At 70.4% G+C, this 23303-nt stretch carries 19 protein-coding genes, 2 pseudogenes and 1 riboswitch; of the genes and pseudogenes, 15 read left to right on the top strand and 6 right to left on the bottom strand.

The features are described from left to right. Positions 1 to 56 precede the first annotated feature (56 nt). Both AB0I23_RS33795 and AB0I23_RS33790 read left to right on the top strand, forming a co-directional pair. On the top strand, positions 57 to 680 hold the full coding sequence (locus AB0I23_RS33795) for a hypothetical protein (protein ID WP_359115200.1): 624 nt from the start codon (positions 57 to 59) through the stop codon (positions 678 to 680). Positions 681 to 722: 42 nt separating this feature from the next. Beyond that, positions 723 to 1033: pseudogene (locus tag AB0I23_RS33790) on the top strand (helix-turn-helix domain-containing protein); the annotation flags it as partial. A gap of 767 nt (positions 1034 to 1800) precedes the next feature. Here AB0I23_RS33790 and AB0I23_RS33785 read toward each other — a convergent pair. Further along, the gene (locus tag AB0I23_RS33785) at positions 1801 to 3030 is read right to left on the bottom strand and encodes an MFS transporter (RefSeq protein WP_359115197.1); all 1230 of its coding nucleotides are present in this window, start codon (positions 3028 to 3030) and stop codon (positions 1801 to 1803) included. A 148-nt stretch (positions 3031 to 3178) separates the two neighbouring features. On the opposite strand from AB0I23_RS33785, the gene AB0I23_RS33780 reads away from it, so the two are divergent. Then, positions 3179 to 4369: an ROK family transcriptional regulator gene (locus AB0I23_RS33780; RefSeq protein ID WP_359115195.1), complete on the top strand. Its 1191-nt coding sequence runs from the start codon at positions 3179 to 3181 to the stop codon at positions 4367 to 4369. Positions 4370 to 4485: 116 nt separating this feature from the next. On the opposite strand, the gene AB0I23_RS33775 is transcribed toward AB0I23_RS33780, so the two are convergent. Next, positions 4486 to 5241, bottom strand: coding sequence for an SDR family oxidoreductase (locus tag AB0I23_RS33775; protein WP_359115192.1), 756 nt, complete (start codon positions 5239 to 5241; stop codon positions 4486 to 4488). 161 nt (positions 5242 to 5402) lie between these two features. Beyond that, positions 5403 to 5533: riboswitch (FMN riboswitch) on the top strand. A 159-nt stretch (positions 5534 to 5692) separates the two neighbouring features. Here AB0I23_RS33775 and ribD point away from each other — a divergent pair. The 10 genes from ribD to AB0I23_RS33725 all read left to right on the top strand — a co-directional run bounded on the left by ribD (position 5693) and on the right by AB0I23_RS33725 (position 14281). Continuing rightward, positions 5693 to 6793 carry a bifunctional diaminohydroxyphosphoribosylaminopyrimidine deaminase/5-amino-6-(5-phosphoribosylamino)uracil reductase RibD gene (ribD, locus tag AB0I23_RS33770; protein ID WP_359115190.1) on the top strand — a complete coding sequence of 367 codons (1101 nt, stop codon included), beginning with the start codon at positions 5693 to 5695 and terminating at the stop codon, positions 6791 to 6793. Then, positions 6794 to 7402, top strand: coding sequence for a riboflavin synthase (locus tag AB0I23_RS33765; RefSeq protein WP_359115188.1), 609 nt, complete (start codon positions 6794 to 6796; stop codon positions 7400 to 7402). Beyond that, the gene (locus tag AB0I23_RS33760; RefSeq protein ID WP_359115185.1) at positions 7399 to 8043 is read left to right on the top strand and encodes a nicotinamide mononucleotide transporter family protein; all 645 of its coding nucleotides are present in this window, start codon (positions 7399 to 7401) and stop codon (positions 8041 to 8043) included. Before AB0I23_RS33765 ends, AB0I23_RS33760 begins: the two co-directional genes overlap by 4 nt. After that, entirely contained in the window at positions 8040 to 9338 is a 1299-nt protein-coding gene (locus AB0I23_RS33755; RefSeq protein WP_359115182.1) for a bifunctional 3,4-dihydroxy-2-butanone-4-phosphate synthase/GTP cyclohydrolase II, read from the top strand. Before AB0I23_RS33760 ends, AB0I23_RS33755 begins: the two co-directional genes overlap by 4 nt. A gap of 29 nt (positions 9339 to 9367) precedes the next feature. Further along, positions 9368 to 9853: a 6,7-dimethyl-8-ribityllumazine synthase gene (ribH, locus tag AB0I23_RS33750; protein WP_266988058.1), complete on the top strand. Its 486-nt coding sequence runs from the start codon at positions 9368 to 9370 to the stop codon at positions 9851 to 9853. 35 nt (positions 9854 to 9888) lie between these two features. Next, complete coding sequence (locus AB0I23_RS33745) at positions 9889 to 10161, top strand: phosphoribosyl-ATP diphosphatase (protein WP_018524273.1); 273 nt, start codon at positions 9889 to 9891, stop codon at positions 10159 to 10161. A 66-nt stretch (positions 10162 to 10227) separates the two neighbouring features. Then, positions 10228 to 11076, top strand: coding sequence for an ATP phosphoribosyltransferase (hisG, locus tag AB0I23_RS33740; protein ID WP_037696727.1), 849 nt, complete (start codon positions 10228 to 10230; stop codon positions 11074 to 11076). A 44-nt stretch (positions 11077 to 11120) separates the two neighbouring features. Beyond that, positions 11121 to 11585 carry a PH domain-containing protein gene (locus tag AB0I23_RS33735; RefSeq protein ID WP_359115178.1) on the top strand — a complete coding sequence of 155 codons (465 nt, stop codon included), beginning with the start codon at positions 11121 to 11123 and terminating at the stop codon, positions 11583 to 11585. Positions 11586 to 11768: 183 nt separating this feature from the next. Beyond that, a complete protein-coding gene (locus AB0I23_RS33730; protein ID WP_359115176.1) occupies positions 11769 to 13139 on the top strand; it encodes a hemolysin family protein in 1371 nt (456 codons plus the stop codon). Next, positions 13136 to 14281 (top strand): hemolysin family protein, encoded by a 1146-nt coding sequence (locus AB0I23_RS33725; RefSeq protein ID WP_359115173.1) that lies wholly within the window; start codon positions 13136 to 13138, stop codon positions 14279 to 14281. The genes AB0I23_RS33730 and AB0I23_RS33725 overlap by 4 nt, the downstream gene beginning before the upstream one ends. A gap of 435 nt (positions 14282 to 14716) precedes the next feature. Here AB0I23_RS33725 and AB0I23_RS33720 read toward each other — a convergent pair whose 3' ends face one another. Next, positions 14717 to 16630, bottom strand: coding sequence for an AAA family ATPase (locus AB0I23_RS33720; RefSeq protein WP_359115171.1), 1914 nt, complete (start codon positions 16628 to 16630; stop codon positions 14717 to 14719). A gap of 360 nt (positions 16631 to 16990) precedes the next feature. Beyond that, positions 16991 to 17620 (bottom strand): uridine kinase family protein, encoded by a 630-nt coding sequence (locus tag AB0I23_RS33715; protein WP_359115168.1) that lies wholly within the window; start codon positions 17618 to 17620, stop codon positions 16991 to 16993. Positions 17621 to 17795: 175 nt separating this feature from the next. Here AB0I23_RS33715 and AB0I23_RS33710 point away from each other — a divergent pair, with 175 nt between their 5' ends. Continuing rightward, the gene (locus tag AB0I23_RS33710) at positions 17796 to 19163 is read left to right on the top strand and encodes a peptidase C39 family protein (protein ID WP_359115166.1); all 1368 of its coding nucleotides are present in this window, start codon (positions 17796 to 17798) and stop codon (positions 19161 to 19163) included. A 221-nt stretch (positions 19164 to 19384) separates the two neighbouring features. Here the strand turns inward: AB0I23_RS33710 and AB0I23_RS33705 are convergent, their stop codons facing one another. Next, positions 19385 to 21679, bottom strand: a complete 2295-nt coding sequence (locus AB0I23_RS33705) for an FG-GAP-like repeat-containing protein (protein WP_359115253.1) — start codon at positions 21677 to 21679, stop codon at positions 19385 to 19387. After that, positions 21606 to 22532 (bottom strand): N-acetylmuramoyl-L-alanine amidase, encoded by a 927-nt coding sequence (locus AB0I23_RS33700; protein WP_359115163.1) that lies wholly within the window; start codon positions 22530 to 22532, stop codon positions 21606 to 21608. The genes AB0I23_RS33705 and AB0I23_RS33700 overlap by 74 nt, the downstream gene beginning before the upstream one ends. A gap of 54 nt (positions 22533 to 22586) precedes the next feature. Here AB0I23_RS33700 and AB0I23_RS33695 point away from each other — a divergent pair. Then, positions 22587 to 23207 (top strand): annotated as a pseudogene (locus tag AB0I23_RS33695) (hypothetical protein); the annotation flags it as partial. Positions 23208 to 23303 lie beyond the last annotated feature (96 nt).

Raw genomic sequence — 23303 nt, 5'->3', positions numbered from 1 at the left:
CCTCCGCACCGATCCCCCGATCAAGCTGTGTCAGTGGTTGCTGACAGGCTTACGGGGTGCTGATCAAGGGATACGACGATGGCCCGCTGGTCGCGGGGGAATCACTGCTGGCTCACCCGGGCTTCTGGTCGAACTACCTCATGGCGATGTGTGGTGACGGAGCAGGTGCTGAGCGCCCTGTTCCGGAGTGGTTCGGCGATGACGGCGCCGATACCGATGCCTTGTCCGAGATCCTCTTCGATCCCGAACGCTGGCCAGTGTTCCGGGTACCCGCGGCAGACGGCCTTGGAGTCGTGGTGGTCTACCGCAACCTGGTCGGCGACTACGGCATCGACTACCTCCTCACTCACCCAGGCCGGAGCTACGCACAGCAGATCGCCAGCTGGGAAGGAGCGCTCTCGGGGACCGGGCTGACCTGGCACGAACTGGTCCGCATCGCTGACAACCCCGCCCCCGCAGCCGAAGGTGTCGAGGATTCTGCCGCCCGTCTCCTGCTCGCCCTTCCCCTTCTTAACGACATGCACAGCCCAGAGTCGGCGCCGGCACGGCTCAGTGCCGCCCTGACCGCGGCAGGCGCCCCCCAAGACACCGCCCCAGACACAGCGGGGCTGCTGCTTACCCACCTGGCGAGGAGATCGCACCACGATCACACATGGGGTTCGCCCCTGAGCGGTACGTAGAGAGTGCCCCTGAGCCGCTGACACGGATGAGATGATCCAAGTGTGGCTGGTGTGATCACGGCGTCAGAACCTTCTGGATAGCCCCGTTTACTGGGCTGAGCCCGCGCCAGTTCGGCAAGCTGGTGACCGTGCTGCGACGCGAGGGCGCGGATCCCGTCCGCAAGGACCGGCCGTGGAGCCTTCCGCTGGAAGACCGGGCACTCCTGATCGCGGCGTCCTGGCGCACGAACGTGACGCTGCGGCAGCTCGCCCCGCTGTTCGGGGTGTCGAAGTCGGCGGCGGACCGCATCATTGATCACCTCGGGCCGATGCTCGCGCTCCAGCCCCGCAAGCGGTTCGCCAAGGACACCGTCGCTTGCGCAGGTCATCGATCAACGTGTATCGAAAGTAGATCTTGACAAGATCTTGACCGCGCGATGATCTCGGCAAGTGCCGCCGATGTCGCCGACCCGTCAGCCGCCGGGTCCTCCACTACCAAAAGCCCCACCGTTGTCATCCTTGTGTAGGTCCCTTGGCGAAGAGGGCCGGTTGATCTCATATGGGCTGAGACCTTCCCCGAAATCATCTGCATCCCTCAACTTTTCGCGGCTTCGGGAGGAACGCTCGGCCCGTGGTCCCTGCTGTCGTGCCCGAGACCGACGGCGTGCGTCCCACCAGACGAGGCCAAGCAGAACGGCGACTACGACCACTGCTATACCGAGGGGGAAGATCCAGCGCACAGCCGAAGCGGCCACTGTGATGTCACTGATGGGCACCTGGCTCACAAGGTGGCTCATCTGGCCCACGTCCTTCCTGAGGGGATTCCGCCGCTCACAAAGCGAGGCAGAGGCTTCCGCTCATTGGAGAGAGAGCCCGCGATGGCCGGAGCCGTGTGCGAAACTCCGATCCCGCCGCCCTTGGCGGGATCAATCTCGCGGGGCCCGCCTGAACTGGACGTCTGGCAAGGCTCAAGCTCCCTGATAAGTCTACGGCGGGGAGCGTACGGGGGCCGCTGGTGCCGCATCAGGCAACGTTCGCTCCTTCGGACGTCGACTGGTAGTCGGCCGGACGCCCGCACCCGGTCGCACGAGGTGGACAGGACCCCTGGCCCTGTCCACCTCGGTCCGCCTGGCCGAACGGTTCAGGCGCGGGGCTCGGCCGCCGCCGTGCCGGGCACACCGCCCCCCTTCGCCGCGACCCGACGGTCGCCCGCCCGCAACACGCCGGCGCCCAGCACCAGCCCGAATGCCAGCACCGTCACCAGGCCGAACGAGACGATCAGCGAGGTCGCCTCGGCCAGCGAACCGATGGCTGACGGGGCGATGAGCCCCGAGGTGTACGTGATGGTGGCAACGCCCGCGATCGCCTGGCTCGGGTTCGGTCCACTGCGCCCGGCCGCCGCGAAGGCGAGCGGGACGACGACGGCGACACCGAGGCCGAGCAGCCCGAAGCCGCACATCGCGAGCGCCGAGTTCGGTGCCGTGACCACGAGCAGCCCGCCGGCCGTCGCCAGCACGCCGCCGACCCGCACGGTCCTGACCGCGCCGAACCGGTCGACAACCTTGTCCCCGGCGATCCGGGCCACCGCCATCGTGAGCGCGAACGCCGTCGTCGACGCGGCCGCGAGCCCTGCGGAGCTGTCCATGATGTCGCGGAGATAGACCGCCGACCAGTCCAGGCTGGCTCCCTCGGCGAACACCGCGCAGAAGCCGACCGCGCCGATGACCAGCGCCGACCTGGGCGGCAGCGTGAACCGCGGCGGCGGCTCCTCGTCCGGCTCGCTGCGCAGATCCAGCACGCCCTGGCAGGCGATCAGACCGAGCACGGTGAGCGCGAGAGCGGCGACGGTGTGGTGCAGCCGGGCGTCGGCGCCCATGTGCGCGGCCACCGTGCCCGCCGCCGAACCGATGAGGGCGCCCACGCTCCACATCCCGTGCAGCCCGGACATGATCGACCTGTCGAGACGGTTCTCCACCTCGACACCGAGGGCGTTCATCGCCACGTCCGACATGCCGGCCGATGCCCCGTACACGAAGAGCGCCGCGCACAGGGTCAGCAGATTCGGTGCCAGCGCGGGCAGGACCAGCGCCAGTGTCCACAGCGCCAGGAGGCCGCGCAGTGCCGCCCTGGCGCCGAAGCGATGACTGATCGCACCGGCCAGTGGCATGGCGAGCGAGGCGCCGATCGCCGGGAACGCGAGGGCGAGACCGAGCTGCCCCGCGCTGACCCCGGCGTGGTCCTGGATCCAGGGCACGCGGGTGGCGAAGCTGCCGGTCACGGCGCCGTGGACGGCGAAGACCGCGGCGACGGCGAACCTGGCCCGCCTCACCTGCCCCATTCCGAAGACCGTCTCAGTGGAATCCGTCGTCATGCTGCCGTTCCCTCCCCTGGGAATTCTCTGCCACCGGTGGCCCCGGTGCCCCTCTCCGCGGTGCGGCCAGTAAACTATCAGGAACCCTGCCTGATAAATAGACGATGACGCTCGATCCCGTGCGGCAGTGATCTGGAAGGATCTCGGCATGCCCGCATCACCGAGCACCGCCCGGGCCATCAACGACCGGCTCGCCCTGCGACTGCTCCAGCAGGACGGCCCGCTGACGGCCACCCAGCTCAAGACCCTGACCGGACTCTCCCGCCCCACCGTCGCCGATCTGGTGGAGCGGCTGCAGGGCGCCGGGCTGATCCGGGTCGTCGGCGAGAGCGGCGCCGCGCGCCGCGGCCCCAATGCCCGGCTGTACGGAATCGTCGCCGACCGGGCCCACCTCGCCGCTCTCGACGTACGGACCGACAGTGTCGCCGTCGTCGTCGCCGATCTCCTCGGCGTCACGCTCGCCGAGGCCACCCTGCCGATCGGCAGCGACACCGGAACCGACTCCGCCGCCGAGCAGGCAGCGGCGCTCCTGGAACGCACCGCGCGCGAGGCGGGCGCCGCACCGCTGCACAGCGTCGGCATCGGCGCCCCCGGCCTGATCGACCCGGTCACCGGCGAGCTCCGCGACACCACCGGCCTGCCCGCCTGGCACCGCCGCCTGGTCCGGGTGCTGCAGGAGCGGCTGCCGGCGACCGTGCTCGTCGAGAACGAGACCAACCTCGCCGCCGTCGCGGAGCACCGCGTCGGAGCGGCCCGCGACCGTGACACCTTCGTCCTGCTCTGGCTCGGCCACGGCATCGGCGCCGCCGTCATGCTGGACGGCAGGCTGCGCCGCGGGGCCTCCGGCGGCGCGGGCGAGATCGGCTTCCTGCCCGTGCCGGGCGCGACAGGAGTGCCCTCCGCGGCCAACTGCGACGGAGGGTTCCACTCCTTGGTCGGCTCGGCGCCGGTCTGTGAACTGGCCCTGGGCCACGGCATCGACGTGCGTACGCGGTCGGGCTCCGGGGAACAGGAACCCGCCGCCGTGTCCGCCGTACGGGCGGCTCTGGCGGGGGAGGGGGAGAGCGAGGCGTTCCTGGGCGCGCTCGCGGACCGCCTCGCGGTGGGCGCCGCCGCCGTCGCCTCGGTCATCGACCCCGGCTGTGTGGTCCTCGCGGGCGAGGTCGGCCATGCGGGCGGCGACGCGCTGGCGTCGCGGGTCGAGGAGCGGCTGGCCATGATGTCCCCGCTGCGCACGGAGGTCAGGGCCGGCGCGCTGGGCGGCTCCGCGGTGCTGCGAGGCGCGCTGCTCGCCGCCCGCGAGGCGGCTCAGGACGAGCTGTTCACCGCAGGCGGCTGACGCGGGCCGCGAGGCCGTACGCGACGGGGCTTCCCTCCGGCCGGCCGGAGCCCGTGCCCCAACGTCTCCTCAGCCCGGGCGGCCGGAGCGACCCGCGCACATGCCGCGACGTGGGCTCACTCGGATCGCTCCGGGCGGCCGAAACGCTGTGCGAGAAAATCCTCGAACGTCGCCCTCCCCACGGCCCGTTCGGGTGTCAGATGCTCGCCCCGCCGGTATCCGGCGTACGCCTTGCCCGCCAGCCGCACGGGGAGGATCCGCCGTTTCTTCCCGGTCGCCCGGAGACAGGCCCGGGCCAGCTCCGGCAGCTCCCGCACCTCCGGCCCGCCGAGCTCCGGTACCCGCCCCGCCGGACCGGCCACCGCCGACTCGGCCAGCCGGTCCGCGACTTCGCCGGTGTCGATGGACTGCATCCGCACCCCGGCGGGCAGCGGCATCACAGGCAGCCGGGCGGCTCCCTCGAGGATGCGCAGCACCAAGTCGTGGAACTGGGTGGTCCGCAGGATCGTCCAGCCGAGCCCCGACTCCTCGATCATTCGCTCCACGCGCCGTTTGACCGTGTAGTAGCCGAGCGGCAGCCGGTCCACACCGACGATCGAGATGTGGACGAGATGGGGGACACCGGCGCGCTTCGCCGCCTCGATGAGGTGTTCGGCCGCCGTGTCGTCGCCGCCGCGCGGCGCGGTGGCGCAGTGCACGATCGTGTCCACGCCGGCGACGGCCGCGTCGAGCCCCGTACCGTCGCGCAGATCGACGGCGTACGGCTGTGAGTGGCGGCTCAGCACGCGGACGTCGTGCCCCTCGGCGCGCAGCCGGTCCGTCACCTGTCGTCCAAGTGTTCCGGTTCCGCCGGTCACCAGTACCGTCGTCATGGTCCCAGCCTGTCAGAGACCGGGGAATGGGCAGAGCCCGTCGGTGATCGGGGGGCGAACCGATCACCTCCGGGCTCCCCGAGCCTGCCTGTGAGCCACTCCACAGGTACTCACCCGCATGGCCCATGAGCAGGCATGGCACACTGATCGTGTACCAGCAGCAGCGCACTCCGGGGTCGGTGCAATTCCGAACCGGCGGTTATAGTCCGCGACCCGTCCGCATCCAGCGGCCGGTTGACCAGGTGGGATTCCTGGACCGACGGTTAAAGTCCGGATGGGAGGCAGTGCGCGGCGGGCCGTCACAGGTACGCCGCCGTCGGCGGACGCGTTTCCGGGATCCCCGGAACACCCGCGTCCGTGTCTTCGGTTTCGGCGTCCCCTGTTGCGTTCCGTTTCATCTGTCGTCATCGACAGGCCCCGGAGTCCGTGCCCGAAGAGGCAGGAGGACCCGGTGGACACCGCAGCCGACAGCACCGCCATGCGCCGAGCGATCGCGCTCGCCGCCCGCGGACTCGGCTCCACCAGCCCCAATCCCGTCGTCGGATGCGTGATTCTCGACGCCGAAGGACAGCCGGCCGGCGAAGGCTTCCACCAGCGCGCCGGCGGGCCGCACGCCGAGATCCACGCCCTGCGCGATGCCGGCGAGAAGGCCCGTGGCGGCACCGCCTACGTCACCCTCGAACCCTGTAACCACACCGGTCGCACCGGCCCTTGCGCCCAGGCGCTGATCGAGGCCGGCGTCAGCCGTGTCGTGTACGCGGTCGCCGACCCGAATCCACAGGCCACCGGGGGTGCGGACACCCTCCGGGCCGCCGGGGTCACCGTGGAGCAGGGACTCCTTGTCGAACTCGCCGAAGCGGGCAACGCCGCCTGGCTGACCTCGGTGCGGCTCGGCCGTCCGTACGTCCTGTGGAAGTACGCGGCGACCCTCGACGGCCGGATCGCGGCCGCCGACGCCACCAGCCGCTGGATCACGTCCGCCGAATCCCGCGCCGACGTCCACCGGCTGCGCGCCGAGGCCGACGCCGTCGTGGTCGGCTCCGGCACCGCCCGCACGGACGACCCCCAGCTCGGTGTACGCGGCATCGAAGGTGCCGTGCAGCCGCTCCGGGTCGTCGTCGACACCGACGCCACCGCGGTACGGCCCGGCGCCCGTGTCCTCGACACCACGGCGCCCACCCTGATCGCGGTCGCCGCCGACGCCGACACCGGCCGTCTTCCCGAGGGAACCGTCCTGCGACTGCCGCGTGCCGCCACCGGCCGCGGCCTGGACATCCCCGCCCTGCTCGCCGCGCTCCACGGGCGCGGCGTCCGCTCCGTACTCCTCGAAGGCGGCCCGACTCTGGCCGGGGCCTTCGTCGCGGCGGGAACGGTCGACAAGGTCGTCGGCTACCTCGCCCCCGTGCTTCTCGGCGCGGGCCCTGCGGCCCTCGCCGACGCCGGAATCTCCACCATCGCCCAGGCGTTGCGCCTCGATGTGACCGAGACCGTACGCATCGGCCCCGATCTGCGCATCACCGCCGTCCCCGGCCCTGCCCGGAAGGGAAACTGAGTGTTCACCGGAATTGTCGAAGAACTGGGTGAGGTCACCGCCGTCGAGAAGCTCGGCGACGCCTCCCGATTCCGCCTGCGCGGTCCCGTCGTCACCGAAGGCGCGAAGCACGGCGACTCCATCGCCGTCAACGGTGTCTGCCTCACCGTCGTCGACCTCGGCGACGGCGAGTTCACCGCCGATGTGATGGCCGAGACCCTGAACCGGTCCAGCCTCGGCGCTCTGGAGACCGGCTCCCGGGTCAACCTGGAGCGCCCCATGGCGCTCGGCGGCAGGCTCGGCGGACACATCGTCCAGGGACACGTCGACGGCACGGGCCGCATCGTCGAGCGCAAGCTCTCCGAGAACTGGGAGATCGTGAAGATCTCCCTCCCTGCGGAGCTGACCCGCTACGTGGTGGAGAAGGGATCGATCACCGTCGACGGCGTGAGCCTGACCGTCGTCGACGCCGGACCCGACTACTTCACCATCAGCCTCATCCCCACCACCCTCGCCCTGACCACGCTCGGCATCAAGGAGCCCGGCGACCCGGTCAACCTCGAGGTGGACGTCATCGCGAAGTACGTCGAGCGGCTGCTCGGCGACCGGGACCGGGAGGACGGGAAGTGAGCGCGGTCGACTGGCTCAACTCGGAGGCCTTCGCCCTGTTCGGCCAGCACATCAAGTGGTCCGACATGATCGGCAACACGGTCGGTCTGGTCGCCCTCGCGCTCGGCTGGCGGCGCTCCATCTGGACCTGGCCCGCCCAACTGCTCTCCGGTGTGATCCTCCTGGTCGCCTTCGCCTCCGCCCACCTCTCGGGCAGCGCGGGCAAGCAGCTGGTGGTCATCGGCGTGGCCGGGTGGGGCTGGTGGTCGTGGAACCGCGGCAGGCAGCAGGCCCAGGACGGCTCCATCGCCGTACGGTTCGCCACCTGGCGCGAGCGCGCCTACCTGGTCGGCGGCGCGGCCCTCGGCACGCTTGCCGTGGGCGGCCTGTTCACCGCGTTCCCGACACTGTCGTGGGACCCGTGGCCCGACGCGTACATCTTCGTCGGCACGGTCGTCGCGATGTACGCCCAGGCGCGCGGCATGGTCGAGTTCTGGTTCGCCTGGCTCCTGGTCGACCTGGTCGGCGTGCCGCTGAACTTCGCCAACGGCTTCGCCTTCTCCGGCTTCGTCTACGTCATTTACGGCGCCCTCGTCCTGTGGGGCATGCGCGACTGGTGGCTGCGTACGCGGACACCCGCTCTGGAAGGAGCCACGGCATGACTGCCCAGCCCACCTGGTTGCACCCGGAAGACCACAGCACCGCCGAAGACCTGTCCCTCGACCCCGTCGAGCAGGCGATCCGCGACATCGCCGCCGGCCGCCCCGTCGTCGTCGTCGACGACGAGGACCGGGAGAACGAGGGCGACCTCGTCATCGCCGCCGAGAAGGCCACCCCCGAGATCGTCGCGTTCATGATGAGCGAGTGCCGCGGCCTGATCTGCGCACCCATGGAGAACGACGAGCTGGAACGGCTCGACCTGCCGCAGATGGTCACCCACAACACCGAGTCGATGCGCACGGCGTTCACCGTCTCGGTCGACGCCTCCGCGGCGCACGGCGTCACCACCGGCATCTCCGCCGCCGACCGGGCCACCACGCTCCGGATGCTGGCGGGCGGCCGGGCCGGCCCCGGCGACTTCGTGCGCCCCGGCCACATCTTCCCGCTCAGGGCCCGGGCCGGCGGTGTCCTGGTCCGCAACGGCCACACCGAGGCCGCCGTCGACCTGGCCCGGCTCGCCGGGCTCCGCCCCGCCGGAGCGATCGTCGAGATCGCGGGCGAGGACGGTGTCATGCTGCGGCTGCCGGAGCTGGTCCCGTTCGCCCGCAAGCACGGCCTCACGATCATCTCGATCGAGGACCTGATCGCGTACCGCCGCTCCGCCGAGCCGACCGTCCGCCGCGAGGCCGAGGTCCGGCTGCCGACGTCGTTCGGCGGGTTCACCGCCTACGGCTACCGCTCCACCGTCGACGGTGTGGAGCACGTCGCGCTCGTCCACGGCGATCTCGGTGACGGCGACGACATCCTCGTCCGGGTCCACTCCGAGTGCCTGACCGGCGACATCTTCCAGTCCCAGCGCTGCGACTGCGGCCCCCAGCTGCACGCCTCCATGCAGCGCATCACCGAGGAGGGCCGTGGCGTCGTCGTCTATCTGCGCGGCCACGAGGGTCGGGGGATCGGCCTGCTCTCCAAGCTGCGCGCGTACGAACTCCAGGAGCGCGGCGTCGACACCCTCGACGCCAACCTGGAACTCGGCCTGCCCGCCGACGCCCGGGACTACGCGGCAGGCGCCCAGATCCTCAAGGACCTCGGCGTCCACGGCGTCCGGCTGATGACGAACAACCCCGACAAGACCGCCGCGCTCCTGCGGCACGGCCTCGCGATCACCGGACGCGAGCCGATGCCCGTCCAGGCCGGCGAGCACAACCTGCGGTACCTGCGCACCAAGCGGGACCGCATGGGACACGACCTGCCCTGGCTCGACACCGCCTCGGTGTCGACCTGCGGCAACCAGTAACCAGCACGGAAACGAGCGGTAGGAGAGACATGAGCGGCAAGGGCGCACCCGAACTGTCCGTACGCAACTGCGGTGACCTGCGAGTGGCGGTGATCGCCGCCCAGTGGCACGAGAAGGTCATGGGCGGCCTCGTCGACGGCGCGCTGCGCGCCCTGCACGAGCTCGGCATCGACGAGCCGACCCTGCTCCGGGTCCCCGGCAGTTTCGAGCTCCCGGTCGTCGCCAAGGTCCTCGCCGGCCGCGGCTACGACGCGATCGTCGCCCTCGGCGTGATCATCCGCGGCGGCACCCCCCACTTCGAGTACGTGTCCCACGGCGTCACCAACGGGCTCACCCAGGTCGCCGTCGACACGGGTGTCCCGGTCGGCTTCGGCGTACTGACCTGTGACACCGAGGAGCAGGCGCTCGACCGGGCCGGACTCGAAGGTTCCAACGAGGACAAGGGGCACGAAGCGGTCACCGCGGCCGTCGCCACCGCCGCCACGCTGCGCACCGTCAGCGAGCCCTGGCGCTGAACGGGGGTGCGGGACCCCGTACCCTAAGGACCATCATGGCGAACAAAACCTTCGAAGAGCTCTTCGCCGAGCTGCAGCTCAAGGCCGCCAACGGCGACCCCTCCACCTCCCGCACCGCCGAGCTGGTGGACAAGGGCGTCCATGCCATCGGCAAGAAGGTCGTCGAGGAGGCCGCCGAAGTCTGGATGGCCGCCGAGCACGAGAGCAAGGACGCCGCCGCCGAGGAGATCTCCCAGCTGCTGTACCACGTCCAGGTGATGATGGTCGCCCGCGGAATCTCTCTCGACGACGTCTACGCCCACCTCTGAGCACAGTTCCGCACCCCGCACGTCACGCCCGCAGAAATCCCCTTCGCACAAAGGAAACCTGACCTCATGCTGCGCATCGCCGTCCCCAACAAGGGTTCTCTCTCCGGGCCTGCGATGGCGATGCTCCATGAGGCCGGCTACCAGCAGCGCAAGGAGTCCAAGGAGCTCGTCCTCGTCGACCCCGAGAACGAGGTCGAGTTCTTCTACCTGCGCCCGCGCGACATCGCGATCTACGTCAGCTCCGGCCGTCTCGACATCGGCATCACCGGCCGCGATCTGCTGCTGGACTCCGGCGCGCAGTCCGAGGAGATCCTGCAGCTCGGCTTCGCCCGCTCCACCTTCCGCTACGCCACCAAGCCCGGCACGGCCGCAGGGCCGCAGGACTTCGACGGCATGACGATCGCCACCTCCTACGAGGGCATCGTGGCCAAGCACCTCGCCGACGTCGGCGTCACCGCCTCCGTCGTCCACCTCGACGGCGCGGTCGAGACCGCCATCGAGCTCGGCGTCGCCCAGGTCATCGCCGATGTGGTGGAGACCGGCACCAGTCTGCGCAACGCGGGACTCGAAGTGATCGGCGAGCCGATCATGACGTCGGAAGCCGTCGTCATCCGCCGGACGGGTGCCTCCGAGGACGACCCCAAGGTGCAGCAGTTCCTCCGCCGGCTCCAGGGCGTCCTGGTCGCCCGCAGCTACGTGATGATGGACTACGACTGCCGTGTCGAGCACCTGGAGCGCGCCGTCGCCCTCACCCCGGGCCTGGAGTCGCCGACCATCTCCCCGCTGCACCACGAGGGCTGGGTCGCCGTCCGCTCCATGGTCGCCGCCAAGGAGGCCCAGCGGATCATGGACGACCTGTACGAGCTCGGTGCCCGCGCCATCCTCACCACGGCCATCCACGCCTGCCGCCTCTGACGGCCGGACCGCCAGCGATCACCCCCGGAAGACAGAAGAACACCATGTCCGCCCCCACGCCCCGGCCCGAACTTCCCACCCTCCCGGTCACCTTCCGGCCGACCCGTACCCGGGTGGTCCTGCTGACCGTGGGGGCGGCGATGTTCGTCGTCATCACCGTCATCGCGATGAGCCTGGAGCAGCTGAGCCCGGGGGAGCGGGTCAGCTTCATCTTCACCGCGCTGCTCTTCTTCGCCGTCCTGGCGCTGCTCAGCCGCCCCAAGGTCGTCGCCGACGACCACGGGGTCACCGTGGTCAATCTCACCCGCACCCGACGGCTGTCCTGGGCGGAGATCCTCCGCGTCAACCTGCGCGTCGGCGACCCATGGGTCTTTCTCGACCTCAGCGACGGGACCAGCATGCCCGCCCTCGGCATCCAGCCCGGAATCGGCAAGGAACAGGCCATTCGCGACGCCCGTACGCTCCGCGCACTCGCCGAGAACCACGGCACCTGTACGGAGAACGGCTGAGCCCCCTGCCCCGCACGGCCACTTCTTGATTACTCTGGAGGGCGGCGGCGCCCTGTGCGCCCCGCCCCGCACCAGAGGCCCCAGGGCCGGCGGGGCTTTCCTGCGACCCAAGGAGTGACTCCCTCCAGCAATGGACGGATCGTCCGGTAGTACCTGCGCCGCCCCTTCCCAGGAGGCGGCGGCATGACCATCCCCCTGCTGCTTCTGAGTGCGGCATTTCTTCTCATCCTCGCGAACGGATTCTTCGTGGCGGCCGAATTCGGGCTCGTCACGGTGGAGCGGCCGGACGCCGAGCGCGCCGCCGCCGAGGGCGACCGGCGGGCCCGTACCGTCGTCGACGCCCTGCGCGAGCTCTCCTTCCAGCTTTCCGGCACCCAGTTGGGCATCACCATCACCTCACTGGTCGTCGGCATGCTCGCCGAACCGGCCCTCGCCCAGCTGCTCGCCGGACCCCTCACCGCGACCGGCCTCCCCGACGGGGCCGTACCCGGCGCCAGCGTGGTGATCGGGATGCTCGTGGCCTCCGCCGTCCAGATGGTGATCGGCGAGCTCGTACCGAAGAACTGGGCGGTCTCCAGGCCGCTCCAGGTCGCCCGGTTCGTGGCAGGCCCCCAGCACCGCTTCGCCAGTGCTCTGCGGCCGGTGATCACGCTGCTGAACACCGTCGCCAACCGGCTGGTCCGCCTGCTGGGCGTCGAACCCACCGACGAGCTGGCCTCCGCCCGCACCCCCGGTGAACTGGTCTCCCTGGCCCGGCACTCCGCCGAGGCGGGCACCCTCGAACAGGACACCGCCGATCTCTTCGTACGGACCCTGTCGCTCGCCGGACTCACCGCGCAGCACGTCATGACGCCGCGCGTAAAGGTCAGCGCCCTGCAGTCGACCGCCACCGCGGCGGACGTCCTCAACCTCACCCGCGCCACCGGCCTCTCCCGCTTCCCGGTCTACCGGGACCGGATCGACGAGGTCGTCGGCATGATCCACCTCAAGGACGCGCTTGCCGTGCCCGCCCAGGAACGCCTGCGCACCACCGCGGGCCGGATCGCCGTACCGCCCCTCCTCGTTCCCGAGACGCTCCCGGTCGAACAATTGCTCCAGCGCCTGCGCAACGAGCAGCCGATCGCCGTCGTGGTCGACGAGTACGGCGGCACCGCCGGGGTCGTCACGCTGGAGGACATCATCGAGGAACTGGTCGGCGAGGTCAGGGACGAGCACGACGCGGAAGGTGCCGACCGGCCCGAACTGGTCCTTGCGGCCCCCGAGGACGGTCGTCCCACCTGGGACGCCGAAGGCAGCTGCCGGGTCCTCACCCTGCGCCGGATAGGCCTCGACGTACCGGAAGGACCGTACGAGACGGTGGCCGGACTGGTCGCCGATCTGCTCGGGCGGATCCCCGCCCCCGGCGACCGGGCCGAACTGCCGGGCTGGCGGATCTCGGTCCGCCAGGTCGGTCACTACCGCGCGGAGCAGGTCCGGTTCGTACGCGTCGCCGATGCGGCCGAACCGGTCGACGAGCCGTCGGCCGCCCGTGGCGTCCTGGAGGCCGCGCGATGAGCGTCGTCCAGTTGCTCTTCGCCGGGCTCCTCGTGCTGGCGAACGGCTTCTTCGTCGGTGCCGAGTTCGCACTCGTCTCCGTACGCCGCAGCCAGATCGAACCCCTCGCGGCGGCCGGGTCCGGCAGGGCCCGCCAGGTGCTGTACGGCCTGGAGAACCTGCCGCAGATGATGGCCGCCGCCCAGTTCGGCATCACCGTATGCTCCCTGACTCTCGGAGCCGTCGCCGAACCGACCGTCGCCCACCTGCTGGAGCCGGTCTTCCAGGCGGTGTACCTGCCCGAGGGACTCATTCACCCGCTCGGCTACGTGCTGGCGCTTGTCTTCGTGGTCTTCCTCCACCTCGTCATCGGCGAAATGGTTCCGAAGAACCTGGCCATGGCAGCCCCGGAGAAGACCTCACTGTGGCTGAGCCCGGCCCTGGTCGGCTTCGCCCGGCTGTGCCGCCCCGTCACCAGGGCGCTGGGCGCCTGCGCCCGGCTGGTGCTCCGGATCTTCCGCGTCGAACCCAAGGACGAGGTCGAGGCCGTCTTCACCAGCGAGCAGCTCAACCGGCTCGTCGAGGACTCCGGACAGGCCGGACTGCTGGAACCGGAGGCGCAGGAACGGCTGGAGGACGCCCTGGAGCTGGGCAGCAGGCCGGTCACCGATGTACTGCTCGCCAGGGCAGCCCTGGTGACGGTGGATCCGTCGGTCACCCCGCGCAGGATCGAGGAGCTGACCGTACGGACCGGCTACTCGCGTTTCCCCGTCTGCGCGGAGGGAGGCGGCCCGTTCATGGGCTATCTGCACGTCAAGGACGTCCTCGACCTGGAGGACGGCGAACGGGCGGTTCCGCAGCACATCTGGCGTCCGATGGCGACGGTGCGCGCGGAGCTGCCCCTGGACGACGCCCTGACGGTGATGCGCCGCGCCGCCACTCATCTGGCCCAGGTCGCCGACGCGTCGGGCCGGATCCTCGGCCTGGTCGCGATGGAGGACGTCCTGGAAATGCTGGTGGGCGAGGTGCGCGACCCGGCGCACCGGGTCTCGATACCCCGCCGAACGGTGGAGGTGGCGGCAACAGCCCCGGTCCCGGACGAAGTGCAGCCACTGGAGACCGCATCGGGTCCGTCCGCACACGCGAGCGTGTCCGGCGGTTGAGGACGGTCGTGGGGCCGGGCGGTCAGATCCGGGTCGGTCGTCGGACGGGCTTCATGTCAGGGCCCGTCCGCCCGCGAGCCCGTCCGGCGGTCGAGATCCTGTCGGGTGACCTCTGATCGGGCGGCCACGCCCTGGCACGCACGCTTCCGGCGTTGCCGAAATGGCCTGGTAACTCCTTCCCCAAGCTCTCGGCTTCGTTCGAGCAGGGGAGACCCCATCCAAGGCCATCCCGGCGCCTTGGAATCGCACGCACCATGTCGCGTCCGCTCTCCGATCGAAGGTCACCCGACAGGATCTGAGTGCGATCGTGTGCCGCACGGCCCGACCCGGGCTCCGCGTCGGACGGGCGCCCAGGGACGCCCGTCCGACGGTTGAGGACAGACCGACCCACCGGGCGGCCCCTGTCCCGCCACCCGCCGCACCCGACCGGCAAGGTCACAGCGGCGGAGGCTCCTGTTGCCCCCGATCCACCGGTCCCCGGCCGGACAGCACTTCGCCGTACGCCTGCATCAGATCCGGCAGTCGCAGCGTCGCCAGATCGTCGCGAGTGGGCACCGTCGCGTACCCGGAGAGCCGCAAATCCCGGTAGGCGCAGCTCTTCTCGTACAGCGTGCGCAGGAAGCGGCCGTTGCCCAGCTCGTCGATCCAGCCCTGGTCGACGACATGGCCGCTGATCGAGCGCAGTTCCTCCAGGGACTCCTCGTCCCACACGTCGTCGTTGTCGGCGGCCAGCACCTCGCCGATCGAGGTGAGTTCCAGCGGCCGGTAGCTGGGGAAGTCCACTCGGGTGGTGAACCGGGAGGAGAGCCCGGGGTTGGCGGCCAGCAGCCGGTCCATGCCTTCGGGGTAGCCCGCGAGGATGACGACGAGATGGTCCCGGTTGTCCTCGGCCCGCTTGAGGAGGACCTGCAACGCCTCGTCCCCGTACGCGTCGCCCTTGCTGTACCCGGAGTTGGAGAGGCTGTACGCCTCGTCGACGAACAGCACCCCGCCGAGCGCCGAGTCGATCAGCTCATTGGCCTTGACCGCCGTCTGACCGAGGAACTCGCCGACCAGATCGGAGCGTTGGGCCTCGACGAGATGGTCGCCGCCGAGCAGCCCCAGCGCGTAGAAGACCCGGCCCAGGATGCGGGCCACCGTGGTCTTCCCGGTGCCCGAGGGGCCGGAGAAGACGAAGTGACGCTTCGGCGGCTGGACCGGAAGCCCCTGACCGGCCCGCAGCCGCGCCATGTTCAGCTGTGCTGACAACGCCTTGACCTGGCGCTTGACCGGTTCGAGGCCGACCATCCTCTCCAGCTCCGCCAGCGCCGCGGCGAGCAGCACCGGATCGCTGGGCCCCGCCGGGAATGTCTGCGACGACTGGCCGGGCACGGCGCTCTTCTCCCGTGCTCCGTCTCTCCGAGGAGGCACCCCGACACCCGGCAGGTTCTGCGGATCGCCGCCGGGCCGCAGTTCCCGCCCGTCCACCAGATCGGTGTCGAGCAGCGAATCCCCGTCGGGCAGCGCCTCCGCGGACGTGGAGTCGGCGCCGAATCCGGTCAGCGACACGGACGCGAGACCGGCCGCCTCGTCGGCGCCTTCGAGCCCGTCGTAGTCCGCGATCGCGGCGAGCCGCGCCGAGGTGTCCATGAACGCCGGGTCGATCCGGTGCACCGCCCGGTAGAGCGGCAGGGCGGCCGCGCTTCGCCCGGTTCCCTCGTGCGCGCGGGCCAGCCAGTAGCGCAGCTCCTTGCGCTGCGGCTGTTCGCTGCGGCAGCGCATCAGGGCGGTGGAGAGCAGCGGCTCGGCCTGCCCGTACATCTCCAGCCTCACCCGCGCCATCCCGCCGAAGAGCCCCGCCTCGATGCCGAGCAGCGGATCGTCGACGAGCTGTTCGGTGTGGCGTACGAGCTGTTCCCAGTCCTTGACCAGATACGAGCGGCAGGCGTGCAGGAACCGCACCTGCGGGTCCGCGTCCACGGGTGGCAGCCCGGCCAGCGCCCGGTCCAGCTCCGGGACATGGCGTCCGTCCAGCCAGTGCGAGGCGTGCGCGAGCAGCAGATCACGCGGGCTCTCCAGTACGGGCTGTACCCACCAGCCCAGCCAGTACCAGGAGTTGAGCGTGCGTCGATGGCGGGTGCGCTGTTCGCCGAAGCGCTCGCGATGGCGGTACATCCGCAGCAGCGCGGTCGTCGTGTCGATCCGCAGGGCGTGGAGGCCGAGCCAGCCGTCCGCCATGCCGGGATCCAGCCGCACCGCCGTTCTGAACTCCTCCTCGGCCTGTGGATAGGCGCCCATCGTGCAGGCGTCCACGCCGCGCAGCCAGGCGAGGTCGGCCGGGGCCTGTGCGCCCTGCGTGCCGATGTCCATCAGGTCCCCCACAAGCCGTGCCCCCAGGTTGTCCCGCCGCACGACCCGCTCGTACAGGCGCGCTGAACCACACTGCCGTGGACGGGAATTGACCGCACCGAGAGGCATCGTACCTGCGCAGGTGGTGCGCGACTAAGGGCACCGCAAGCAGAACGGGGGCTGTGACCGAGGGTAACCGGAATACGGTGAACAGCCGTACGCAGGGGGGTGTGGGGACAGAACGAAGCCCCCGATCACGGGGGAACAACCGGGGGCTTCGCGTCCGTGAGGGCTCCGAAAAGCCGCACATTGAGAACGTAAGACCTGTACCGTCCCCGGGTCAAGCGGAGTTGAGGCACTTCCGGGCCGTTTTCCGGCTGGTCAGTACGTCGCGCACGGAGGCTTACGGTGGGTGACGGAATGGTTCGCTCCTGCTGTCGTACGAGGCCCCTCCAGCCACTCGTACCCCACAGGCAACTGGCGTACCAGAGCATCCGCGTACGGGCGCGACGGATCGGCGGCGAAATGTTGTTCCTCGGCCACGGTCCACCCGTCCCAGAAGGCCGAAAGTGCCGGCCCGTCCCGCCGTCGGCCCCGCTGCCAGGACGCCAGGGGGCCGAGTTCCATCCACCACAGCCGTGCGAGATACGGGCGCAGGGCCCGGCGGCCGGCGCCCACTCCCTCGATCAGTACCACTGGTGCCGGTTCCAGTGTCTGCGGTGGGCCGAGGCGCCGGGCTGTCCAGTCGTACGGCGCGTAGTGTGCGGTCTCCCCGCGCGACAGCGGGCCGATCACCTGGTCCCGGAGCCGGTCCGCCCAGCCGAACAGCTCCTCGTGGGTGGCCAGGTCGTCCAGATGCAGTACGGGTGCGTCCCCGAGCGCCACCGCGAGGCGGGAGGCGAGAGTGCTCTTGCCCGATCCCGCATGACCGTCGACGGCGATCAGCCGCACGGGTCCGCAGGACGGCGGCAGGGCGATCAGTCGCGAGGCATGGCGGGCGAGGTCGTTCATGCGGACCAGCGTACGAGGTGATGTGAAGCAACCGCAGGTCACGTCAGTGGACCAGACCAATATTTGTTTCGCGACGCAAGGCGAATCGCTGGCCCAATCCGGCTGCGAACCGCAATAGTTGGCGCACTGTCGTGCACCCGCAACCCCATTCCGCTTACGACCGGGGGTCTCGCCCATGAACAGACCGACTTCACGCAGAACCGTGCTGACCGCCGCGCTCGCCGTGGCCGCCGGCGCCGGCACGGCGGCGTCCGCAGGCTCCGCAGCCGCCGCGTCCTCGCTCGCCCCGTCCCACGCGCCCGCGGCGGCCGCGTCCCTGGTGGACAACCATTCCTGGAGTACGTACACCGACTGGCGCAGCGGTTCCGGCGCCGGGACGCGCGCCGTCGCGGGCCGGCGGCCCGGACTGGTGATCGACACCCCGCAGGGGCGTACCGACTACACCGACCCGCACACCGGGAAGGCGGCGGCCTGGGAGTACGCGACCTGGACCTCGCCGCGCCACTGCTCGTCGGTTCCGGCGACCGAGGTGATCGCGTCCTGGAACGCGGACGCCCCGGCCGGCACCTGGATCCAGATCGAGCTGTGCGGCAGCTACTCGGACGACACCGAGACCCCCTGGTACGTGATGGGCCGCTGGGCGGCGGGCGACGGCGACATCCGCCGTACCTCCGTCGACGACCAGACCGACGGCAAGAGCTCGATCTGGACGGACACCTTCTCGGTGGACGACGCGGCGAGCGGGCTGCGGCTGGTCTCCTACCGGCTGCGGCTCACCCTCTACCGGACCCCGGGCAGTCGCCTCACGCCGACCGTGTGGCGGCTCGGCGCGATGGCCTCGGACATCCCCGACCGGTTCACCGTGGAACCCAGTACGCCCGGCCTCGCCCGGGAACTGCCGGTGCCGCGCTACTCGCAGAACGTGCACGCCGGCCAGTACCCGGAGTACGACAACGGCGGTGAGGCCTGGTGCAGCCCCACCTCCTCGCAGATGATCATCGAGTACTGGGGGCGCAGGCCCACCGCCGAGGATCTCGCCTGGGTGAAGCCGGGCCTCGCGGATCCGCAGGTCTGCCACGCGGCCCGCTTCACGTACGACTACCAGTACGAGGGATGCGGCAACTGGCCGTTCAACGCCGCCTATGCCGCCACGTACGACGACATGAGCGCGGTGGTGACCCGGCTGAGTTCGCTGACGGACCTGGAGACGCTGATCCGGGCGGGCATTCCGGTCATAACGTCGCAGTCGTTCCTCAAGACGGAGCTGACCGGGGCCGGATACGGGACCTCCGGCCATCTCATGACCGTGATCGGGTTCACTGCGGACGGCGACGTGATCGCCAACGACCCCGCCTCGCCGAGCGACGAGGCCGTCCGCCGGGTCTACAAGCGCCGCGAGTGGGAGACGATCTGGCTCCGCACCAAGCGCTACGACGCGAACGGCAGGGTCAGAAGCGGTACGGGCGGTGTCTGCTACATCTACTGGCCCGCTGACCCGGCACCGAGTCAGCGCCGCGCTCTGCGGTCGCTCGGACTGGTGTGAGCATGTACGGCCCGATGGCGGTCTCGACGACCTGAACCAACGAATCCCACACCTGACGGGACATCAGGTAACCGCACTCAAACGAAAGCTCCTGACCAGGGAAAATAGCGAAACGCTGCTGGAGTACCAAGCCGGGTGCTGTACCCCATGAGGAAGGGCCAGGACTCCGCGGAGGAGTTCCTGGCCCTTCCTCGGTGGGGGCGGCGTTGCTGGTGGCGTTGTTACGGGGCCAGGTTCTGGCCGAGGCGGGTGGCGGTCTGGGTTCCGAGGGTGGTGCGGCTGTAGTGCGTGCCGGTTCCGCTGCTGTTGAGGTATTGGATGGCGCCGTCGCCCGCGTCCTCGCCGCCGGCGCCGAAGATCCGGTCGGCGCGGGTGGTGCCGGTGACGTCGGCGAGCGAGACTGCCGTACCGAACTGGTCGCCGGCCTCGGTGGAGCCGGGGATCCCCGCACTGTCCTGCGTATAGGACACGGAGCCGGTGCCGGTGAGGCCTGTGGCGGAGCCCTTGAGCAGAAGCACGGTTCCGGCATCGGTACGGGCGATGGAGTCGCGGGTGACGTCCTCGCCGGGCAGGCCGGTCAGGACGTCGGCGAACCCGTCGAGGTCGAAGTCGCCGACCGCGACGGAGGTGCCCATCTTGTCGCCGGCCTCGGCGGCGCCGGGGACGCCGGTGGTGGACTGGGTGATCGTCGTGACGCGGGTGGTGGACAGTCCGGTCGCGGAGCCGTACAGGGCCTGGACCTTGCCGTCGGTCCGGGCGGTGGCCTCGTCGGTGTACGGGTCGCCGATGACGAGGTCGTCGAAGCCGTCGCCGTTGAGGTCGCCTGCCGCGACCGCGCCGGCGCCGGTGAGCAGGACGCCGGTGGTGGGCTTGGGGCCGTTCGCGGAGCCGTACAGGGGGCGGACGGTGTCGTGGCCGGTCGTATCGCGGTAGTTGAGGGCGGCGTCGGGGTAGCCGTCGGCGTTGAAGTCGCCCGTGGTCACGCCGTTGCGGGTGAGGCCGGAGGGCCCGGAGACAGCGGCGGCGGTGGCCGAGTCGAAGTGCCACCAGCGGCCGGTGCCCCCGGGGGCGAGGGCGAGGACGTCCGCGCGGCCGTCGGCGTTGAAGTCGGCGAGGGCGACCTTGGTGCCGAGCCTGGCGCCGCTGGTGCGGGAGGCCGAGGGGATGGAGTGGGTCGTGCCGGATGTCAGGGACGGGCCGTACAGGACGGTGACGGCGCCCGCGTCGGTGTGGCCGGTGGTGTCGTCCTCACCGGGTGCGCCGATGGCGAGGTCGGCGTAGCCGTCGGCGTTGACGTCGCCCCATGCGGTGGCGGTGCCGAAATCGTCGCCGGTCTCGGCCGAGCCGGGTACGCCGGCCGAGGCTTGGCCGACCGTCTTCTTCGCGGCGGTGGCAGGGCCGTTGGGGCTTCCGGGCAGGACGGTGACGCTGCCGCCGCCGGACGCCTTGGGGGTGCCGGCGGTCAGGTCGGCGGTGCCGTCGCGGTTGACGTCGGCGGTCGCGGGGGCGGCCGATGCGGTGGGACCGGCCGCAGCCGTACGGAGCTTCGGAAGCTGCGTGTACAGATTCGCCCCAGGACAGGCGGTGGCCATCACATCGCGGTGCGAGATGATCCGGTCGACCTCGACCTGCTGACCGGCGGTGTACTTGCCGTTGTCGAACTCGGCGGTCAGCGTGGTCCTGGAGAGCGGGTCGGCGCCGTACTGGCCGAGCTTCCATCCCGCAATGCGGGCGATGGCGGCGCGGGCGGCCCTGGTGGGCTTGGCGGTCTCCATGTTGCCGAGGAGTGAGATGCCCACGGTGTCCGGGTTGAAGCCGAGGGTGTGACGCGCCTTGACCGGCAGGTCGGCCCCGCCCTTGCTGCCCTCGAAGATCCGGCCGCACTTGTCGACGACGAAGTTGTATCCGATGTCGCCCCAGCCCTGGGTCTTGACGTGGTAGGCCTGGATGGAGCGGATCATGGCCGCGGACTGGGTGCAGCTGTAGGTGTTGGTGCCCGCCTCATGATGAACGATCACGGCCTTGACGGCCGGGCTGTAGACGGTGGGGCACTGCACGATCGTCTCGTCGGCGCCCCACTGCGCACGGGTGACCATCGGCGGGCGGGGCACCTTGCCGGCCGGTGGCTTCGTGGGAGCAGTGGTGAGGCCGGTCAGGCATCGGGGCCCCGTGACGGAGGTCGCGGTCGGGGTGGGCGTCGCCGTCTCGGCGGCATACGCCACGGGGTCGGCTGCCGCGACAGTCGAGGCCGTGGAGGCCGCCTCCGATGTCGTACCCGGATCGACGAGGTCGAGCCGCAGCCCGCCGCCCGCAGGACGCCCCCCGACCCGCGCCTGGACACCGTTCGACGGCCCGACCCACAGCGGCTCGGTCGCCCCGCGCGCGAAGTCCATCGGGGTATCGGGCACTTCGAGGGCACGCCAGTCACCCCACCGCCCGCTCTCACTGCCGCGGGTCCGCACCTCCACCGCGCCCGTGGGTCGCGCGGTGGGCGACGCCCAGCTCACCCCGACCATCGAGAACGCCTCGGTGCCGGTCCGCTGCCGCTCCTTCTCGAACCCCAGCGTCCGTACGGTGGCCCGCCGGTGATCCCCACCGGACCCGCCCTGCTCGCCGGGCGACCCGATGGCGAACGCTGCGAGCAGCCCGGAGGCCAGCAGGGCGCTGCCGAGTGCGGGCACGCCGATCTTGAGCAGCCGCCGGCGCGGCAGCCTTCTCTTGCCGTTCAAGTGAACTCCGTAACGGTGGTGGGGTGTTGATCCGGGTGCAACTCATACAGCGCATCCGGACCGCGAAACGTCTCAGGGTGGTCGCGCGAGGGGTTCGAACCGGCCCCGCGGGTCCCGTCGCCACCGGGTAGGACTTGCCGGCGACGGGATCCGCGGGGCTGTCATCTATCCCCGCCCGACCGGGATTTCGGCGGTGCAGGTGGCGCGGCCATAGGGTCCGGAGGCTGTAGCCATCTGCACCTCCCGGCCGCGCAGCAGGACCGCGCAGGTGGCCTGGCCGCCCTGTTTGCCGAGCTGGACGGTGACGGTGGCCGGAAATGCGGTTCATGGTGACCAGCTGGCCCGCGGTGAACTTGCCGTTGTCGGCGCCGGCCGCCATCACCACAGTGCCGGACGGGTTGATCCCGTACAGGCCGAGCTTCCAGGCGGCGAGCTTCGCGATGGACTCCCGTACGACGGGAGTGGTGGTGGCGGTGTTGTAGTCGCCGAGGACGGCGATGCCGCTGGTGTCGGTGTTGAAGCCGTAGGTGTGCGCGCCGTAGACGGGCTTGTCGATGCCGCCCGCGCGGCCCTCGAAGAGCGTTCCGCACTTGTCGACGAGGAAGTTGTAGCCGATGTCGTTCCAGCCGTTGCTCTTCACGTGGTAGGTGAGGATGCCGCGGATGATGGAGGCCGATTCGGCGCAGGTGTAGTCAGCAAGCGCACCGAGTACGTTCTCGGCTGGGACATCCGCAAAATCTCCGACGGCACCTGGCTGTCCGCCGGCACCGGCGGCATCCCGCCGCTGAAGCAGAACGTCGCCGTCGAAGACCCGACGTCCAACGCGCTGGGCCTGGAGAAGTTCTACTCCTACACGGGCAAGAACACCGGCGCGGGCTCGACGGTCATGAACAACCTGGCCTCGGGCAACAGTGTCTGGTCGTACAACGCGTTCACCAACCCCGGCCGGGGCTTGAACACGTTCGCGCGGTTCGCCTACAACTCGCAGGACACATCCGACACGGTTGCCGGTCACGGCTGGTCGTTCCAGGCAGCCGGTCCGATCCGGTTGGGTGCGCCGCTGGACTTCCATCCGAACCCGAACCCGACGGAGATCCGTCTCCCGGACGGTGACGGCACCACACACGTCTTCCGTAAGCAGCCCGACGGTTCGTGGAAGGCCCCCGCGGGCGTCCACTACAAGGTCACGATGAAGTCAGGCCTGGACTGCAAGCCGACCAAGGACCCCGTCCCGGACGCCTGGACGTTGACGCGCCCGGACGGTACCCGCTTCCTGTTCGGCTGCGACGGCTACTTGACGTCGGCGATCGACAAGATGAAGTTCCCCCTCTGAAGTGGACAGCCTGATACTGGGACGGATGGGTCCCGGAGGAAGCAGTCCAGGTTGAGTGGCAAGAGCAACATGAGCAAG

It is taken from the genome of Streptomyces atratus (assembly GCF_040655115.1).
Taxonomy (GTDB): domain Bacteria; phylum Actinomycetota; class Actinomycetes; order Streptomycetales; family Streptomycetaceae; genus Streptomyces; species Streptomyces atratus_D.
This window is presented reverse-complemented; position numbering and strand designations above follow the sequence as displayed.